This is a genomic window from Martinezella multihospitum, from assembly GCF_900094585.1.
Classification (GTDB): domain Bacteria; phylum Pseudomonadota; class Alphaproteobacteria; order Rhizobiales; family Rhizobiaceae; genus Rhizobium; species Rhizobium multihospitium.
In genome coordinates this window covers 251,629-266,325 of sequence record NZ_FMAG01000002.1, presented here as the reverse complement: position 1 = coordinate 266,325, position 14,697 = coordinate 251,629, and the positions used below count along the sequence as shown (strand labels likewise).

Here is a 14,697-nt window from a genome sequence, read left to right as displayed (position 1 = left end):
CTTGCTTACCCGTGACTGCAATAGAAGTGTCATGGAAGCGCGTTTAGATAGCGGCACTTTGGCATCCGGGGATTTCATATGCATCGTGCATTTCGCATCAAGCAGCCGGCATTCGCCGCGCTTGCGACTTCCGCATTCATATTTGCCGCAAGCTCTGCCTCGGCAGAGATGCAATTTTCCGCTTACGGCGGCATACAGGGCGCGACAGGCAGCAATGTGACCACGTCGGACGGCGCTGATTTTGACCCCAACTGGTCCGGCAAATCGTTCAAGATGCCGCCCTATTTCGGCTTCCGCGGCATCTGGTGGCTTGACCAGTTCGACAAGCCGAATTGGGGCGTGTCGCTCGATTATACCCATGCGAAGGTCTACGGCGATCTCGGCAACACGCCCGGCTGGTCGCATTTCGAGTTCACCGACGGCCTGAACATGCTGACGCTGAATGCGCTCTACCGCTTCCAGGATTCGAGCCGCAACTGGACACCCTATGTCGGTCTCGGCGCCGGCATCAACGTGCCGCACGTCGAAGTCACGCGCGCTTCCGGCACAACCTTCGACTACCAGTTCGGCGGCGCTTCGCTGCAGGCTCAAGCCGGCGTCAGCTACCAGTTCGCCAAGCACTGGTCGACCTTCGTCGAATACAAGGGCAACTACAACTTCGTGAACAACGTCTCGATCGACAGCGGCGACACGCTGAAGACCAGGGTTTTCACCCACGCTCTCAACTTCGGCGTTTCGTTCAACTTCTGACGTCGCTCAGGCTGAAGTCGCAATCGATCCCTCAAACCGGTTCAGGCTTGGGGGATCTTGTGCTATGTTTCAGCCATGAGCTTTTTCTACTACCGATGTGACTGGATCCATCCGGAAAGCGAGGAGCCAGTCATCGTTTATTACGAAGTCGATGTCGCCGGCGATGTTCCGCGACTGATCGACGTTTTCGCGGACGGCCGCCGGCATTGCATGTCGGTTGCCGACTATGCTGCATTGGGCCGCGAGATGCGGCGGCTCACCAGTCTTGTCGAAGGTTCGTTTTACGAGGGCATCGCCGGCCTGGTGGATGGCCTCTTCTTCGAGGAAGGCCAGGATCGCATCAGCATGACGCAGATTGCCGCCGACCGGTTCGAGGTCGAATGGCAGGCACATCGCCGACCGGCGCGCGATAAGCTGCATTAGATCATTCCCGCTTCTCCTGAAAATGCGCTAGGCAGCGGCCGGCTGCAGACCCTTCAGTTTCGCAGGCATCTCGCCGCCATAGGCCCAATCCAGCAATTCCACCGTATGCAGGATGGGAATGCCGGTTCCTGTGGCGATCTGGGTGATGCAGCCGATGTTGCCCGTTGCGATGATATCGGCTTTCGTTGCCTCGATATTCCTCACCTTGCGCGCCTTCAACTCGGCCGAAATCTCCGGCTGCATGATGTTGTAGGTGCCGGCCGAGCCGCAACAGAGGTGGCCCTCCGCCGGATCGCGCACGGTGAAGCCGGCTGCCTTCAGCAAGAGTTTCGGGGCCATAGTGATCTTCTGCCCATGCTGCATGGAGCAGGCGGAATGATAAGCAACCGCAATGCCCCGCGGCATATGCGAGGGAAGATCGAGGCCAGCCAGATATTCAGTGATGTCCTTGGCGAGCGCCGAAACCCTCGCCGCCTTTTCAGCATAGGCCGGATCGAGGCGCAGCATGTGACCGTAATCCTTGATCGTCGTGCCGCAGCCTGACGCGGTGATGATGATGGCGTCCAGCCCTCCCGCCTCGATCTCGCGTATCCATACATCGACATTCGTGCGGGCGGCGGCAAGCGCCTGTTCCTCGCGGCCCATATGATGGACCAGCGAGCCACAGCAGACCTCCCCTTCCGGCGCCACGACCTCGACGCCGAGGCGTGTCAGCAGGCGGATGGTGGCTGCGTTGATCTCCGGATCGAGCACCGGCTGGGCGCAGCCCGTCAGGATCGCCACGCGGCCGCGCCGTTCCGCCTGCGGCTCATATTGAGCGGGCTTGGCAAAGGGAGAAGGCGCCGGGATGCTGCGGGGCGCAAGATCGAGCATGGCGGCGAAAGCCTTCAATGCCGGAACGCGCTTCAACAGGCCCTTGAACGGCCGGCCAAGCTTCGCAAGCCGCAGAGCCAACCGAAAACGGCCGGGATAGGGCAAGACAGCGGCGAGCACATTGCGGGTCAGCCGGTCCATCAGGGGACGCTTGTAGGTGTTTTCGACATGGACGCGCGCATGATCGATCAGGTGCATGTAATCGACGCCCGAGGGGCAGGTCGTCGTGCAGGCAAGACAGGAAAGGCAGCGGTCGATATGCGTGACCACTTCGGCATCGGCGGGTCGGCCATTTTCCAGCATATCCTTGATGAGATAGATGCGGCCGCGCGGGCTATCGAGCTCATTGCCGAGCGTGACGTAGGTCGGACAGGTGGCGGTGCAGAAGCCGCAATGCACGCATTTGCGCAGGATCGCCTCGGACTCGGCCACATGCGGATCGGCAAGCTGTTCGGGCGTGAAATTGGTTTGCATTTACACATGTCCCCGTTCGAGCAAGATCCTGCCCCTCATCCGGCCTCCTGAGTTTTTGCCGAAGGGCGGCCACCTTCTCCCCGTTTTGACGGGGAGAAGGTGATGGACGCGCCCTCCGTCGTCTCTAACCTTTGCAAGCATCGAAAGGCCGCTCGGAAAAAGATCGTCCCCTCTCCCCGCCTGCGGGGAGAGGGTTAGGGTGAGGGGCAATCTTGGACAGTGCCGCATCACCCCATCTTCCCCGGATTGAAAATCCCCACCGGATCGAACTTTTCCTTCACGTGCGCAGACAGCAGCGCCACGGCGTCCGGTTGCGGCTGGAAGGCCGGTGTCATCGCGCGGTGGGCCGAGGTCGCGCGCATCAAAGTCGCATGTCCGCCGCCCAAGGCATGGATGTAGCGTCGCAATACATCGCCTTCCGGCTCCGCTTCCATGCGCATCCAGACTAATCCGCCCTGCCAGTCGTAATAGGCGTCGACGCCCGCTTCCAGGCGAAGGGCCGCGACGAGCTGGTGGCCGATACTGGGTGCCACGGACACACGCCAAACGGGGCGCGTCGTACCGTCAGCATAGGGCTTCACATCGCGGATCTCGCGCCAGAGCCTGCGACTGTCGTCTTCTGGAAGGCGCTTCACCGACCCGAGCCGGCCCATCGCAGCGGCGAGTTTTTCACCCCTGACGGAGACAGAGCCTGGAAGACCCTCGAGGCGCAGTACCGTCGCCTCGCCCTGCGGCAGCCTGCCGTCGAGAAAGGACCAGGCGACCGTTAGGGGCAGATGAGCAGCGCCGGACACTTCAAGCGGCAGGGCCATGGCAGCGGCCATCGCATTGGCGGCTTCCGCATCGTTGAGGCCGGACAGCACGATCGTCTCCTCCGTCTTCGGTTTCGGCGGCACGCGGAAGGTCACTTCGGTCAGAAGGCCGAACGTGCCGTGCGAACCGGCCATCAGCTTGACCAGATCGAGGCCAGTGACATTCTTCATCACCCGCCCGCCGGCCTTGACGATCTCGCCCCGGCCATTGACGAAACGGACGCCAAGCAGGCTATCGCGCGCAGCACCGCTGACGAAACGGCGCGGGCCAGAGACATTGGCGGCGAAAATGCCGCCGATCGTCGGCTCGCCTTCCGTCGCCATCAGCGGCCGATGATCCATCGGCTCGAACGCCATCATCTGACCACTTGCGGCAAGAGCGGCCTCGATCTCCGCGACCGGCGTGCCCGCACGCGCGGTCATGACCATCTCCCCCGGATTATAGGCGACGATGCCGGCAAGATCGCGCGAAGACAGAGTGGCTTCGGATATGACCGCATTGCCGAAGCCGGATCGCGTATTGCCGCCGACGATCGCGAGAGCCGCGCCGCGTGCCGCGTGATCGCCGATGATGGAGGCGGCTTCCTCCTCGGTCCTGGGGTGAAATTCGGTCATGCAGCGTTGCGTCCGTCGAGCGGAAAGACCTTGGAGGGGTTGAGGATCCAGCCGGGATCGAAGGCCGATCTCACCGACATCATCTGGGCAAGATCGACATCGGCATATTGGTGCCGCATCAGGTCGCGCTTTTCGATGCCGACGCCGTGCTCGCCGGTAAGACAGCCGCCGGCATCGACGCAGAGCCGCAGGATATCGTTGCCGGCCGCTTCCGCCTTGGCCGCCTCCTCGGGATCGTTGGCGTTGAAGAGAATCAGCGGATGCATGTTGCCATCGCCGGCATGAAAAACATTGGCGACGCGCAGACCGTAGCCGTCGACGATTTCCCCCGTCTTCTGCAGCACATAGGAAAGCTGGCTAAGCGGCACGGTGCCGTCCATGCAGATATAATCGGCGATGCGGCCGGTGGCGCCGAATGCGGATTTCCGGCCCTTCCAGATCAGGGCGGCTTCCGTTGCCGACTGGCATTCGCGCACGGTCTTGACCTTATGGGTATGGGCGATGGCGACGATGCTAGCCAGCATGTCGTCCATTTCCGCCTCCGACCCCTCCACCTCGACGATCAGCAGCGCCCCGACATCGAGGGGATAGCCGGCCTTGGCAAAAGCTTCGCAGATCTCGATCGCCGGCTTGTCCATGAATTCGATTGCGACGGGCACGATGCCAGCGGCGATGACATCGGCGACGCAGGCGCCGGCCTCCTCGGAGCTGTCGAAGCCGAAGAGCACCGGCCGGGCACCCTCAGGCTTGGCGAGCAGCCGCACTGTCGCCTCGGTGACGATGCCGAGTTGGCCTTCCGACCCGCAGACGAGGCCGAGCAGATCGTAGCCCGCCGCATCCAGCGCCTTGCCGCCGAGATCGATGACGGTGCCGTCGGTCAGCACCAGTTTGACGCCGAGCAGATTGTTCGTCGTGACACCGTATTTCAGACAATGGGCGCCGCCGGAATTCATGCCGATATTGCCGCCGATGGTGCAGGCAAGCTGCGAACTCGGGTCGGGCGCATAGAAGAAGCCATCGGCCGAAACGCTTTCGGAGACATGCAGGTTCGTCACCCCCGCCTGCACGGTCGCGGTGCGGTTGGCATAATCGATATCGAGGATGCGGTTCATCTTGGAGAGGCCGAGAACGACGGCATCCTCCTGCGGGATGGCACCGCCGGAGAGCGAGGTGCCGGCGCCCCGCGGCACGACGGGAATGCCGTAGCGATGGCAATATTTCATGACGGCCGCGACTTCCGCCGTCGAGCGCGGCAGGGCGACGGCGAGCGGCAGGCGGCGATAGGACACGAAGGCGTCGGTCTCGAAGGGCACGAGCTCGCGCGCCTCGTGGATCAAGCATTCGGGCGCCAAGAGATCGGCGAGATCGGCAACGATCGCGCTGCGCCGGGCCAGAACATCCGCACGCGGTTCCAGAAATGAAATGGCCTCGGCCATGCCGTCCTCCTCCTGCATCCCGTTGCGGATACAGCCCCCTTGTAGCGCATTACAGGCTTAGCGCTTTCCCAAGTTTGGAGCAAATGATAAGCACTTATTCCAAAACAGGAAATAATTCTGCATGACCAATTTAGGAGATCTCGAAATCTTCGCGAGCGTCGTTGCGACCGGCAGCATGTCCCTGACCGGCCGTGCGCTCGGCTTTTCGCCGGCCGTCATTTCCAAGCGCATCAAGCGCCTCGAAGACAGGCTGGGCACGCGCCTCCTGCAGCGCACGACGCGGCAGATTTCGCTGACGGAAGCGGGCCAGGGTTTCTACGATCGCGTGCTTGCCATTCTTGCAGGGCTGGAAGAGGCGGAAGCCTATATTGCCGGGCGCTCCTCGCAGATGCACGGCACGCTAAAAATCTCAGCCCCGACATCCTTCGGCCGGCTGCACATCGCGCCACATCTGAAATCCTTCATGCAGGCGCATCCCGAACTGGCTCTCAATCTCGTGCTCAGCGATGAATTCGTCGACATCGTCGGCGGCGGCTTCGATCTTGCCATCCGCATTGCCGAGCTCACCGATTCCAGTCTTGTCGCCCGCCGGCTCGCGCCGGTGCGCCGCGTGCTCTGTGCCTCGCCTAACTATATCGCAGCCTACGGCATGCCGCAGGATATCGACGATCTGCGCCGGCATATCTGCCTGCCGGCGCACAATCTCGATCCATGGCGGCTAGAAGGGCCGAAAGGCAGCCTGATCTTTCGGCCGGAGGGCAGGCTGATCACCAATTCCAGCGAGGTCGTGCGCGAAGCCGTGATCGCCGGGCTCGGCATTGCGCTGCGCTCCACCTGGGATATCGGGGGAGAATTGCGCGACGGCCGCCTCGTGCAGGTGCTGCCGGCCTATGAAGGCTCGCACAATGTCACGCTGTCGGCCGTTTACCCCAGCCGACAGTTCCTGCCGGCGAAAGTACGTGTCTTCATCGATTTTCTGGCGGAACTTTACGGTCCTGTTCCCTATTGGGAACGGTGAAAGCCCTTTCGAAGTCCGAGGAGAGCATCATGTCCGCGCCTGAAACCATCCGCTCCGATGTTGCCAAGAATTCTAAGACCCGCTTCACCGTTGTTGTTGGTGACATCACCCGGCTTGCGGTCGATGCCATCGTCAATGCGGCCAACAGCAGCCTGCTCGGCGGCGGTGGCGTGGATGGCGCGATCCATCGCGCCGCCGGGCCGGATCTCCTTGCAGAATGCCGGACGCTGAACGGCTGTAAGACCGGCCAGGCGAAGATGACAGCCGGATATCGCCTGCCGGCAAAGCATGTGATCCATACGGTCGGCCCGGTCTGGAATGGCGGCGACCGTGGCGAAGAGCAGTTGCTTGCCGGTTGTTACGGCAACAGCCTCAGCCTTGCCCGGCAGCACGGCCTCAGAACTATCGCCTTTCCCGCGATCTCCACCGGCGTCTATCGCTTTCCCGCCGCGCCGGCGGCAGAAATCGCGATCCGCACCACCCTTGCCGAAAGCAAGGACGGTGCGTTCGAGGAAATCATCTTCTGCTGTTTCGGCGACGAGATGGCGGCACTCTATGATCGTCTACTGCCGCAGGCGCTGACCGAGATTTAGCGTGTCAGGTCGAGATAGGCGGAGGCGACCAAAGCGTCGATATCAGTGGGAACAGGGATAACGCAGGCTTCCTTGCCGAGGTCGCCCCTGGCGACTCGCTCCAGGCAACGGGCCTGCAGCGCAAAGCCGAGATCCATGGATTCGACGGTATTCCCCAGCGGACGCGGGCCGGCCAGATTGGCCATGTGACCGCCGCCGAGAATGTGGAAGGCACGGCCATCGCGCATGCGGACGGTCTCGATCTGCTCGGCTTCATAGCGGTCGATACCTGAGACATCGGGACTGTTGCGGAAGCCTTCGACATCGATCTCATGCGGGAAGTGACCGCCATTCATCAGGATCGCACCGTCCTTGATCAACGGCAGATCGGCAACCGTGATGATATCTGGATAGCCTGTGACGGTAATCAGGATATCGGCGGAACGGATCGCCGCTTCGCGCAGCGGCGTCGAGAAGCCGTCGAGATGCGCCTCGAGCGTGGTGACAGGATTGATGTCGACGACGCTGACGGCGGAGAATGCGTTACGGAAGCAGGCAGCCGTGCCCTTGCCGCAGGCACCATAGCCGAAGACGGTGACGCGCTTGCCGTTGGTGGAGCGGTTGGTGAAGCGCAGATAGCTCTCGAACAGGCTCTGGCCGACGGCATGGCGGTTTTCGGCGAACTGCTTGATCGGGCTGTCGTTGATGACGAGGATCGGCATGTTGAGCTTGTCGCGCATCGGCAGGAGGCGGGTGCGGCCGGATGTGGTCTCCTCGGTGCCGCCGAGCAGGTTGGCATAGGGCCGGTCGGCCGCACGGGCGAAGAGATCGCCGCCATTGTCGAGTAGCAGATCTGGTTTTTCCGCCAGGATCGCATCGAGGCTGGCGCCGTGCTCGCCGGCGTCGCGGGTCTGTGTCGCGAAGACCTTGATGCCCTGGGCGCGGAGATAGTCCACCGTTTCCGGCTGGGTGCTGTTGAGATTGCCGGTGCAGACGAGATCGGCGCCGCCGGCGCGTAGCGTCATCAGCAGCGCAACGGTCTTCGGTTCCAGATGGATGCCCGTGCCGATGGTGAGACCGGCAAAGGGTTTTGTGTCGCGAAACTCCGCTGCCGTGGCCGCCAGGAGCCGGCAGCTGCGCGCCACCCAGTCGATACGGGAAAGAAAAGAAGGCTGATCCATGATGCGCTCCTGCCGGCTGGTTCGATGCCACGATCTGGCATGATGGCAAAGGGCATGTCGATGGACATTGCGATGCGTCATATGGCAGATTTTCTGCCATATGATCGGGAGCAGAGTGTCTTGTTAAGCTTGTTCGGCCCCGGCCGCACTCAACCAATTCGCCAGCCGGACGAGGGCCGGGTCCTTCACATCGCTGCTGCGGATACTGAGGCTATAGCCCGCCGGCCGCCGGATGAAGCCGAATGGCGCGACCAATGCGCCACGATCGATATCCTCGCCAATGGCCGTGCGCGGCGCAATCGCCACCCCCAGGCCCGAGCGGGCGGCGCCGATCGCAAGCAATAGGTCTTCAAATTCGCGATTTCCGGCAAAGCGGACAGTGGCGTGGCCACTTTCGGCAAACCAATCCTCCCACAGGCTTGGGGCGGAACGGCTTGCAAGGGCGATAGCCCCGGCAAGCGCCGAAACGCCGTCGGCAAGCCCGACGCGATCGGCAAGATCTGGCGTGGCGACAGGGCCGAACTCGTCCTCCATGAAGCGAATGGCCGTGATATCACGCATCGGCCTGTATTCGCCGCCCATGATGACCGCCTCAAGCTCGGCGCGCTTGGCAAGCGGCTCCACCGTCGCCATGGGCACGATGTCTATATCGATATCCTGAAGAGCCGCCTGGAGCGCGGCGACGCGAGGCATCAGCCACCAGACGGCAAAGGCGGAGGGAACGCCGAGCCGGATCGACCGCCGGCCTCCTATGGAAAGTTCTGCCGAAGCCCGCGTCAGGATGCCGAATGCGATACCGACAGAATCGGCAAATGCCCTGCCCTTCGCCGTCAGTACCAGCCTGCCATTCTGCCGATCGAACAGGGGTACGCCAAAATGTGCCTCCAGCAGGTTCAGCTGCTGCCTGATGGCCCCGCGCACGACGCCAAGCTCATCGGCCGCCTTCAGGATGCTGCCACAGCGCGCAACCGCATCGAAGGCGCGCAGCGCGTTCAAGGGCGGCAGGCGTCGAGGCGGAATGCGTCCGGACATAATAAGTTTTTTCTTTCTTTCCAAAACGATAGCAGCCACATCCAAGCAATTGCGCCATCTGCGGCACGAAAATGCTGTTGAATGTCGTTTTCAGCACAATCGCTGGCGAATATCAGAAGACAAATCTTCGCATTTTTATCTATGCAACACTCAATAATTTTGTGGGGAAATACCATATAGCCTTATATGGAGCGCAAATTTTTTCCACACCATGATAATATAGATTCCAGCCTTCACTCCAACGCTCAAAGGTGAACCGACAATTGGCCTTTCTCAGCCGCATAGCAAATGATGTGCAACTCATGTTTCGGCGTCCGCCGCGACAGCAATATGCTGCGCTTTGCTATCGGGTGAAAAAGAAAACCGGTCAACTTGAGATGTTGTTGCTGACCAGCCGCGACACCGGTCGCTGGGTCGTTCCCAAGGGATGGCCGATGCCCGGCAAGCTCTCCCACGAGGTCGCTGCCCGCGAAGCCTATGAAGAGGCAGGCGTGCGAGGCGTGGTGGAAACTGAGCCGCTCGGCTCGTTCGGCTACGACAAGGTGCTGAAGGACGGCATTCAGGTGCCATGCCGCGTGCAGGTCTACGCCCTTGAGGTCAGCGAACTCGTCAAGAACTTCAAGGAAAAGGGCGAGCGCTCCATTGAGTGGGTCTCCTGCGAGGAAGCAGCCGAACGCGTTCGCGAACCGGAACTGCACGATCTCATTCTCGCCTTCGCGCAACGGATGACGGCCGCTCCAGCGGTTTTGCAGGCGAAGTAAGCCACATTACTCACAAAAAACTGTGCCAGTATGCTTGGTGGATATTGCGCGCCTTATCGGTCAGCGCGATACGAGAGTTTTGATCCAGAGAATTGCATGCCCGACCGACCGGCCACACCAGTAAAAAGGACGCTCGACAAGGACCTCGACAAAGTCACCTATGTCGAGGACGCGACCCATCACGTCACGAGACGTCTGGTGGCGCCGGGCATCGGCCTGATCTTCCTCGGTCTCGCCATGGTCTTTGCCGGCATCTACGTTTTCGACCAGCCGCGCGCGACACTGATCTTTGCCGCCGTTGCCCTTGCCGGCTACATGGCCATGAACATCGGCGCGAAAGACGTCGCCAACAATGTCGGTGCGGCGGTCGGCGCGCGTGCGATCACCATGACGCAGGCCCTCGTCATGGCCGCAATCTTCGAGATCCTCGGTGCGACGATCGCCGGCGGCCCGGTCATCAATACGATCTCGACCCATATCGTCGACACCAACCGCATCATCAGTATCGGCAAGCTTGCCTGGCTGATGATGGCAGCACTTCTCTCCGCCGCGCTCTGGATCAACTTCGCCACCTGGCTGAAAGCCCCCGTTTCGACCACCCATACGATCGTGGGAGCCGTCGTCGGCGCAGGCGTTGCCGCCGTCGGCCCGGAACTCGTAAACTGGAATGTTCTTGCCGCGATCTCCGCCGGCTGGGTGATAACGCCGTTTCTCGGGGGCACCATCGCTGCCGGCATCCTGTTCTTCATCGAGACGCGTATCATCTATCGCGACGACAAGATCGCCGCCGCCAGATACTGGATTCCGATCCTGATCGGACTGATGGCCGGCGCTTTTTCGGGCTATCTCGTCGTCCAGCTGGAGCCGAAAGGTGCCATTCCCAATGTACTGAACCTTGGGATCGGCATTATCGTCGGCATCGTCGCCTGGCTCGGTGCGGGGCCGCTGGTGGCGGCGCAATCGGTCGGGCTCGAAAACAAGAACAGCTCGCTGCGCAAGCTTTTCCGCCTGCCCTTGATCTGTTCGGCGGCGCTGATGTCCTTCGCGCACGGCGCCAACGACGTCGCCAATGCCATCGGCCCGCTGGCCGCGATCGTCCGCGATATCGGGCTCGGCGGCTCGCTTGGCGTGGTGGCCGAAACGACGACGCAGAAGGCGCCCTTCTGGGTCGTCATGATCGGTGGCTGCGGCATTTCGGTGGGCATCCTGCTCTATGGGCCGCGCCTGATCCGCCTGCTCGGCGAGCAGATCACCAAGCTCAACCCGATGCGGGCCTATTGCGTGGCGGTCTCCGCCGCGCTTACCGTCATCGTCGCGGCCTGGTTCGGCTTTCCTGTCAGTTCGACCCATATCGCCGTCGGTGCGGTCTTCGGCGTCGGCTTCTTCCGCGAATGGTCCACCGTGCGCTCCAGACGGCGCCTCGCCTACATGCGCAAGAGGGCCGAAGCCGCCGGTATCCCCTGGCACGAGCCGGAAACCACGGATGAGCGCAATCCCGACGAGGTTCATCGCCGGCGCCTGGTGCGCCGCTCTCATTTCATGACCATCATCGGCGCATGGGCGATCACCGTTCCCGTGGCTGCCCTGCTTGCCGCCGCCGTATATTGGGTTATGGTCGCGCTCTTCATTTAGAGCGGTTCGGCTTCTCGCCGGATCTTCGGGCCGCTCCATCTCATAGTTCCAGGTAATTCCGGGGGTAATCCATGCGCGCCAATTTCCGCATGCAGCGGCTGTACGTGACGTCAGACATCAAGGCTGGCACCACCATCGAGGTAGACCAGGATCAATTCAACTATCTCGCCAACGTACTGCGCATGGAGGATGGTGCCGAACTTCTTGTCTTCAACGGCCGCGACGGCGAATGGAAAGTCGGCGTCTCCTTCCCCACCCGCAAACGCATTCTGCTGACACCGGTCGAAGAAACGCGGCCCCAGCCGGCCCCGTCCGATCTGCATTATCTCTTTGCGCCCTTAAAGGTCGGGCGCCTCGACTATCTCGTGCAGAAGGCGGTCGAAATGGGTGCCGGCCTGCTGCAGCCGGTCATGACCCAGCACGTCCAAGGCAAGATCACCAATCTCGACAAGGTCAAGGCCAATGTCATCGAGGCGGCCGAGCAATGCGGCATTCTCGGCATTCCCGATGTGGCTGAGCCGATGAAGCTTGCCGACCTGCTTGCCCGCTGGCCGCGTGAGCGCCGCATCATCTATTGCGACGAAGGCGATGCCGGCCAAAACCCGCTGCCGCTTTTGACGCAGGTAAAGGAGAAGCATCTGGCGCTGCTGGTCGGCCCCGAAGGCGGTTTTTCCGAAGAAGAGCGCTCCCTCTTGCGCAGCCTCGATTTCGTCACCGCCATTCCGCTCGGCCCGCGCATCCTGCGTGCCGATACGGCGGCTGTGGCCGCCATGGCGGTGATCCAGGTCGCGATCGGCGACTGGAACTGAGGCTTCACTCCAGCACGGCGACGACGGTTGCAACGATCAACAGGATCGCCAGCAAGATATTGACGATCCGCGAGATCTTCGGATCTTGGAGGAAACGGGATAGGGAAGCACCGACGAGAAGCCAGATCATATGGATGGCGACGATCATTGCCGTCAGCAGCACGATCTTGGAGGCAGCGTCGAGCAGCCTCTGATCCTGAAACAGGCTGACGCCGGCAAAGACGGCGGCGATCGCCAGATAGGCCTTGGGATTGGCGACGGCCAGCAGGAACCCGCCGGAAAAGGCAGGCGCCGCGACCCGATCGTCGCGGCGAGACAGCGGCGGCGCCGTGGCGATCTTGAAGGCGAGATAAAGGATGTAGACGGCCGAGACGATCGTCAGCACCAAGGCGCCGTGCGGCACGGAGAGGAGGATCGCAACGACGCCGGCCGCCACGGCCAGCAAGACCGCCACGGTGCCCGCGATGAGACCGAAGACGTAACCGAGCGACCGCCGGAAGCCATAGGCGGCTCCCATCGCCGTCGCGCTGATCGTCGAGGGGCCCGGGCTTCCCATGATGACCAGTGCAGCCAGAAGCAATGTCAGTATGGGATAGAAGAGGCCGTCTGGATCGCTCATCGATATGCTCCGCCTTATGTCAGTGGAAGCGAAACTATCCGTGCCAGGAGCGAGACGTCTTGAACGCTTGTGCAAATATGCCGGTGGCTGGCACGGCTGTGATGCAGTTGCGAGACATAAAATCCTATTTTTTTGAACGACCCTTGAAAGAAATTCACTTGCACCGTACCTCAATCCGCGTCAATCAGCCTCCAATTGACCTGCGGCTGGCGCGGGTTCTCCTCCGAGATCTAAGGTATACCATGGCGCGCGATACTACCGACCAGACTCCGCTCTCCTCGGTCTCGGAAATGACGGCCTATCTGGCCGCCGGCAACAAGCCTGAGGAGAAATTCCGCATCGGCACCGAGCATGAGAAATTCGTGTTCTTCCGCGCCGACAACAGCCCCGTTCCCTATTTCGGCGAAGCCAGCATTTCCGCGCTCCTCACGGGGCTGCAGAAGAAGAGCGGCTGGGACCCGATCATGGACGGCGACAACATCATCGGGCTCGGCGAACCCTCGGGCATGGGCGCGATCTCGATCGAGCCGGGCGGACAGTTCGAGCTGTCGGGTGCGCCGCTCGAAACCATCCACGAGACCTGCAAGGAATCGAACGCTCATCTGGCGACGGTGCGTGAAATCGCCGAGCCGATGGGCATCCGCTTCCTCGGTGTCGGCGGCAGCCCGAAATGGACGCTCGCCGAAACGCCGCGCATGCCGAAATCGCGCTACGAGATCATGACCCGCTACATGCCGAAGGTCGGCACCATGGGTCTCGACATGATGTACCGCACCTGCACCATCCAGGTGAACCTCGACTTCTCCTCGGAAGCCGACATGCGCCGCAAGATGCGCGTCTCGATGAAGCTGCAGTCGCTGGCAACCGCACTGTTTGCCTCCTCGCCCTTCACCGATGGCAAGCCGAACGGGCTTTCCTCCTGGCGTGGCGAGATCTGGAAGGATACCGACAATCGCCGCGGCGGCCTGCTCGATTTCACCTTCCGCGACGATTTCGGCTTTGAGGATTATGTGAAGTGGGCGCTCGACGTTCCCATGTATTTCGTCGTTCGTGACGGTCGTTACCACGACTGTACGCATGTCACCTTCCGCCAGTTCATGGACGGTGGGCTCAAGGGTGAAATCGCCGATTGGGAACCAACGATGGGCGACTGGACAAACCATCTGTCGACGCTGTTCCCCGACGTGCGTCTCAAGCGCTTCCTTGAAATGCGCGGCGCAGATGGCGGCCCGTGGCGGCGCATCTGTGCACTGCCGGCCTTCTGGGTCGGCCTGCTCTATGACGACGAGGCGCTGACGGCGGCCGACGAGCTGACCAAGGATTGGAGCTTTAACGAGGTCAACGCGCTGCGTGACGTCGTGCCGGTTCAGGGTCTGAAAGCCTCCATCAAGGGCCACAGCCTGCTCGATGTCGCGCGCGAAGTCGTCGGCGTTTCCCGCCTCGGCCTGAAGAACCGCAATCGCTTGAATGGCGACGGGCAGGACGAAACCGTCTTCCTTGCTCCGCTCGACGAGGTGCTCGCCAAGAAGGGCACGCTCGCAGACGATCTGTTGATGCTCTACAACGGCCGCTGGAACCAATCGGTCGAGCCGATCTTCGAGGAATATCAGTACTGATAGGCGGTTATCTGCCGTCGCTACCTGGCGAGTCTCCGGCAGAAACCGGTATGCGCTCTCTTTTTTCCCGCTAT

At 61.7% G+C, this 14,697-nt stretch carries 14 protein-coding genes; 8 read left to right on the top strand and 6 right to left on the bottom strand.

The features are described from left to right. Positions 1 to 78: 78 nt before the first annotated feature. Positions 79 to 750, top strand: a complete 672-nt coding sequence (locus tag GA0061103_RS08095) for an outer membrane protein (RefSeq protein ID WP_092709393.1) — start codon at positions 79 to 81, stop codon at positions 748 to 750. 75 nt (positions 751 to 825) lie between these two features. Beyond that, complete coding sequence (locus GA0061103_RS08090; protein WP_092709390.1) at positions 826 to 1,173, top strand: DUF6881 domain-containing protein; 348 nt, start codon at positions 826 to 828, stop codon at positions 1,171 to 1,173. Positions 1,174 to 1,200: 27 nt separating this feature from the next. Here the strand turns inward: GA0061103_RS08090 and glcF are convergent, their stop codons facing one another. From glcF to GA0061103_RS08070, 3 genes are all read right to left on the bottom strand, one after another. After that, a complete protein-coding gene (gene glcF, locus GA0061103_RS08085; RefSeq protein WP_092709388.1) occupies positions 1,201 to 2,520 on the bottom strand; it encodes a glycolate oxidase subunit GlcF in 1,320 nt (439 codons plus the stop codon). Positions 2,521 to 2,747: 227 nt separating this feature from the next. Continuing rightward, positions 2,748 to 3,947, bottom strand: a complete 1,200-nt coding sequence (locus GA0061103_RS08075; RefSeq protein WP_092709382.1) for an FAD-binding protein — start codon at positions 3,945 to 3,947, stop codon at positions 2,748 to 2,750. Beyond that, positions 3,944 to 5,383, bottom strand: coding sequence for an FAD-binding oxidoreductase (locus GA0061103_RS08070; protein ID WP_092709379.1), 1,440 nt, complete (start codon positions 5,381 to 5,383; stop codon positions 3,944 to 3,946). The genes GA0061103_RS08075 and GA0061103_RS08070 overlap by 4 nt, the downstream gene beginning before the upstream one ends. 121 nt (positions 5,384 to 5,504) lie before the next feature. Between GA0061103_RS08070 and GA0061103_RS08065 the strand changes: the two genes are divergently transcribed. Next, positions 5,505 to 6,401 carry a LysR family transcriptional regulator gene (locus tag GA0061103_RS08065; RefSeq protein ID WP_092709376.1) on the top strand — a complete coding sequence of 299 codons (897 nt, stop codon included), beginning with the start codon at positions 5,505 to 5,507 and terminating at the stop codon, positions 6,399 to 6,401. 29 nt (positions 6,402 to 6,430) lie between these two features. Continuing rightward, positions 6,431 to 6,994, top strand: coding sequence for an O-acetyl-ADP-ribose deacetylase (locus tag GA0061103_RS08060; protein ID WP_092709373.1), 564 nt, complete (start codon positions 6,431 to 6,433; stop codon positions 6,992 to 6,994). Here GA0061103_RS08060 and GA0061103_RS08055 read toward each other — a convergent pair. Further along, positions 6,991 to 8,154, bottom strand: a complete 1,164-nt coding sequence (locus GA0061103_RS08055; protein ID WP_092709370.1) for an adenosylhomocysteinase — start codon at positions 8,152 to 8,154, stop codon at positions 6,991 to 6,993. The genes GA0061103_RS08060 and GA0061103_RS08055 overlap by 4 nt on opposite strands. A gap of 123 nt (positions 8,155 to 8,277) precedes the next feature. Continuing rightward, positions 8,278 to 9,186, bottom strand: a complete 909-nt coding sequence (locus GA0061103_RS08050) for a LysR substrate-binding domain-containing protein (RefSeq protein ID WP_092709367.1) — start codon at positions 9,184 to 9,186, stop codon at positions 8,278 to 8,280. Between the two features lie 263 nt (positions 9,187 to 9,449). On the opposite strand from GA0061103_RS08050, the gene GA0061103_RS08045 reads away from it, so the two are divergent. The 3 genes from GA0061103_RS08045 (at position 9,450) to GA0061103_RS08035 (ending at position 12,388) form a co-directional block, all read left to right on the top strand. Continuing rightward, the gene (locus GA0061103_RS08045; protein WP_167376546.1) at positions 9,450 to 9,947 is read left to right on the top strand and encodes an NUDIX hydrolase; all 498 of its coding nucleotides are present in this window, start codon (positions 9,450 to 9,452) and stop codon (positions 9,945 to 9,947) included. 96 nt (positions 9,948 to 10,043) lie between these two features. Next, a complete protein-coding gene (locus GA0061103_RS08040; RefSeq protein ID WP_092709361.1) occupies positions 10,044 to 11,579 on the top strand; it encodes an inorganic phosphate transporter in 1,536 nt (511 codons plus the stop codon). 71 nt (positions 11,580 to 11,650) lie between these two features. After that, positions 11,651 to 12,388 (top strand): 16S rRNA (uracil(1498)-N(3))-methyltransferase, encoded by a 738-nt coding sequence (locus tag GA0061103_RS08035; RefSeq protein WP_092709358.1) that lies wholly within the window; start codon positions 11,651 to 11,653, stop codon positions 12,386 to 12,388. A 4-nt stretch (positions 12,389 to 12,392) separates the two neighbouring features. On the opposite strand, the gene GA0061103_RS08030 is transcribed toward GA0061103_RS08035, so the two are convergent. Next, positions 12,393 to 13,007: a LysE family translocator gene (locus tag GA0061103_RS08030; RefSeq protein WP_092709355.1), complete on the bottom strand. Its 615-nt coding sequence runs from the start codon at positions 13,005 to 13,007 to the stop codon at positions 12,393 to 12,395. A 242-nt stretch (positions 13,008 to 13,249) separates the two neighbouring features. Here GA0061103_RS08030 and GA0061103_RS08025 point away from each other — a divergent pair, with 242 nt between their 5' ends. Then, positions 13,250 to 14,623 (top strand): glutamate--cysteine ligase, encoded by a 1,374-nt coding sequence (locus GA0061103_RS08025; protein ID WP_092709352.1) that lies wholly within the window; start codon positions 13,250 to 13,252, stop codon positions 14,621 to 14,623. Positions 14,624 to 14,697: the final 74 nt, after the last annotated feature.

Bases quoted from the DNA above. Each gene is read 5' to 3' on its own strand.
- GA0061103_RS08090 (WP_092709390.1), top strand. From the start codon at position 826: ATGAGCTTTTTCTACTACCGATGTGACTGGATCCATCCGGAAAGCGAG.
- GA0061103_RS08060 (WP_092709373.1), top strand. From the start codon at position 6,431: ATGTCCGCGCCTGAAACCATCCGCTCCGATGTTGCCAAGAATTCTAAG.
- GA0061103_RS08035 (WP_092709358.1), top strand. From the start codon at position 11,651: ATGCGCGCCAATTTCCGCATGCAGCGGCTGTACGTGACGTCAGACATC.
- GA0061103_RS08025 (WP_092709352.1), top strand. From the start codon at position 13,250: ATGGCGCGCGATACTACCGACCAGACTCCGCTCTCCTCGGTCTCGGAA.
- GA0061103_RS08065 (WP_092709376.1), top strand. From the start codon at position 5,505: ATGACCAATTTAGGAGATCTCGAAATCTTCGCGAGCGTCGTTGCGACC.
- GA0061103_RS08070 (WP_092709379.1), bottom strand. From the start codon at position 5,383: ATGGCCGAGGCCATTTCATTTCTGGAACCGCGTGCGGATGTTCTGGCC.
- GA0061103_RS08095 (WP_092709393.1), top strand. From the start codon at position 79: ATGCATCGTGCATTTCGCATCAAGCAGCCGGCATTCGCCGCGCTTGCG.
- GA0061103_RS08055 (WP_092709370.1), bottom strand. From the start codon at position 8,154: ATGGATCAGCCTTCTTTTCTTTCCCGTATCGACTGGGTGGCGCGCAGC.
- GA0061103_RS08050 (WP_092709367.1), bottom strand. From the start codon at position 9,186: ATGTCCGGACGCATTCCGCCTCGACGCCTGCCGCCCTTGAACGCGCTG.
- GA0061103_RS08040 (WP_092709361.1), top strand. From the start codon at position 10,044: ATGCCCGACCGACCGGCCACACCAGTAAAAAGGACGCTCGACAAGGAC.
- GA0061103_RS08075 (WP_092709382.1), bottom strand. From the start codon at position 3,947: ATGACCGAATTTCACCCCAGGACCGAGGAGGAAGCCGCCTCCATCATC.
- glcF (WP_092709388.1), bottom strand. From the start codon at position 2,520: ATGCAAACCAATTTCACGCCCGAACAGCTTGCCGATCCGCATGTGGCC.
- GA0061103_RS08030 (WP_092709355.1), bottom strand. From the start codon at position 13,007: ATGAGCGATCCAGACGGCCTCTTCTATCCCATACTGACATTGCTTCTG.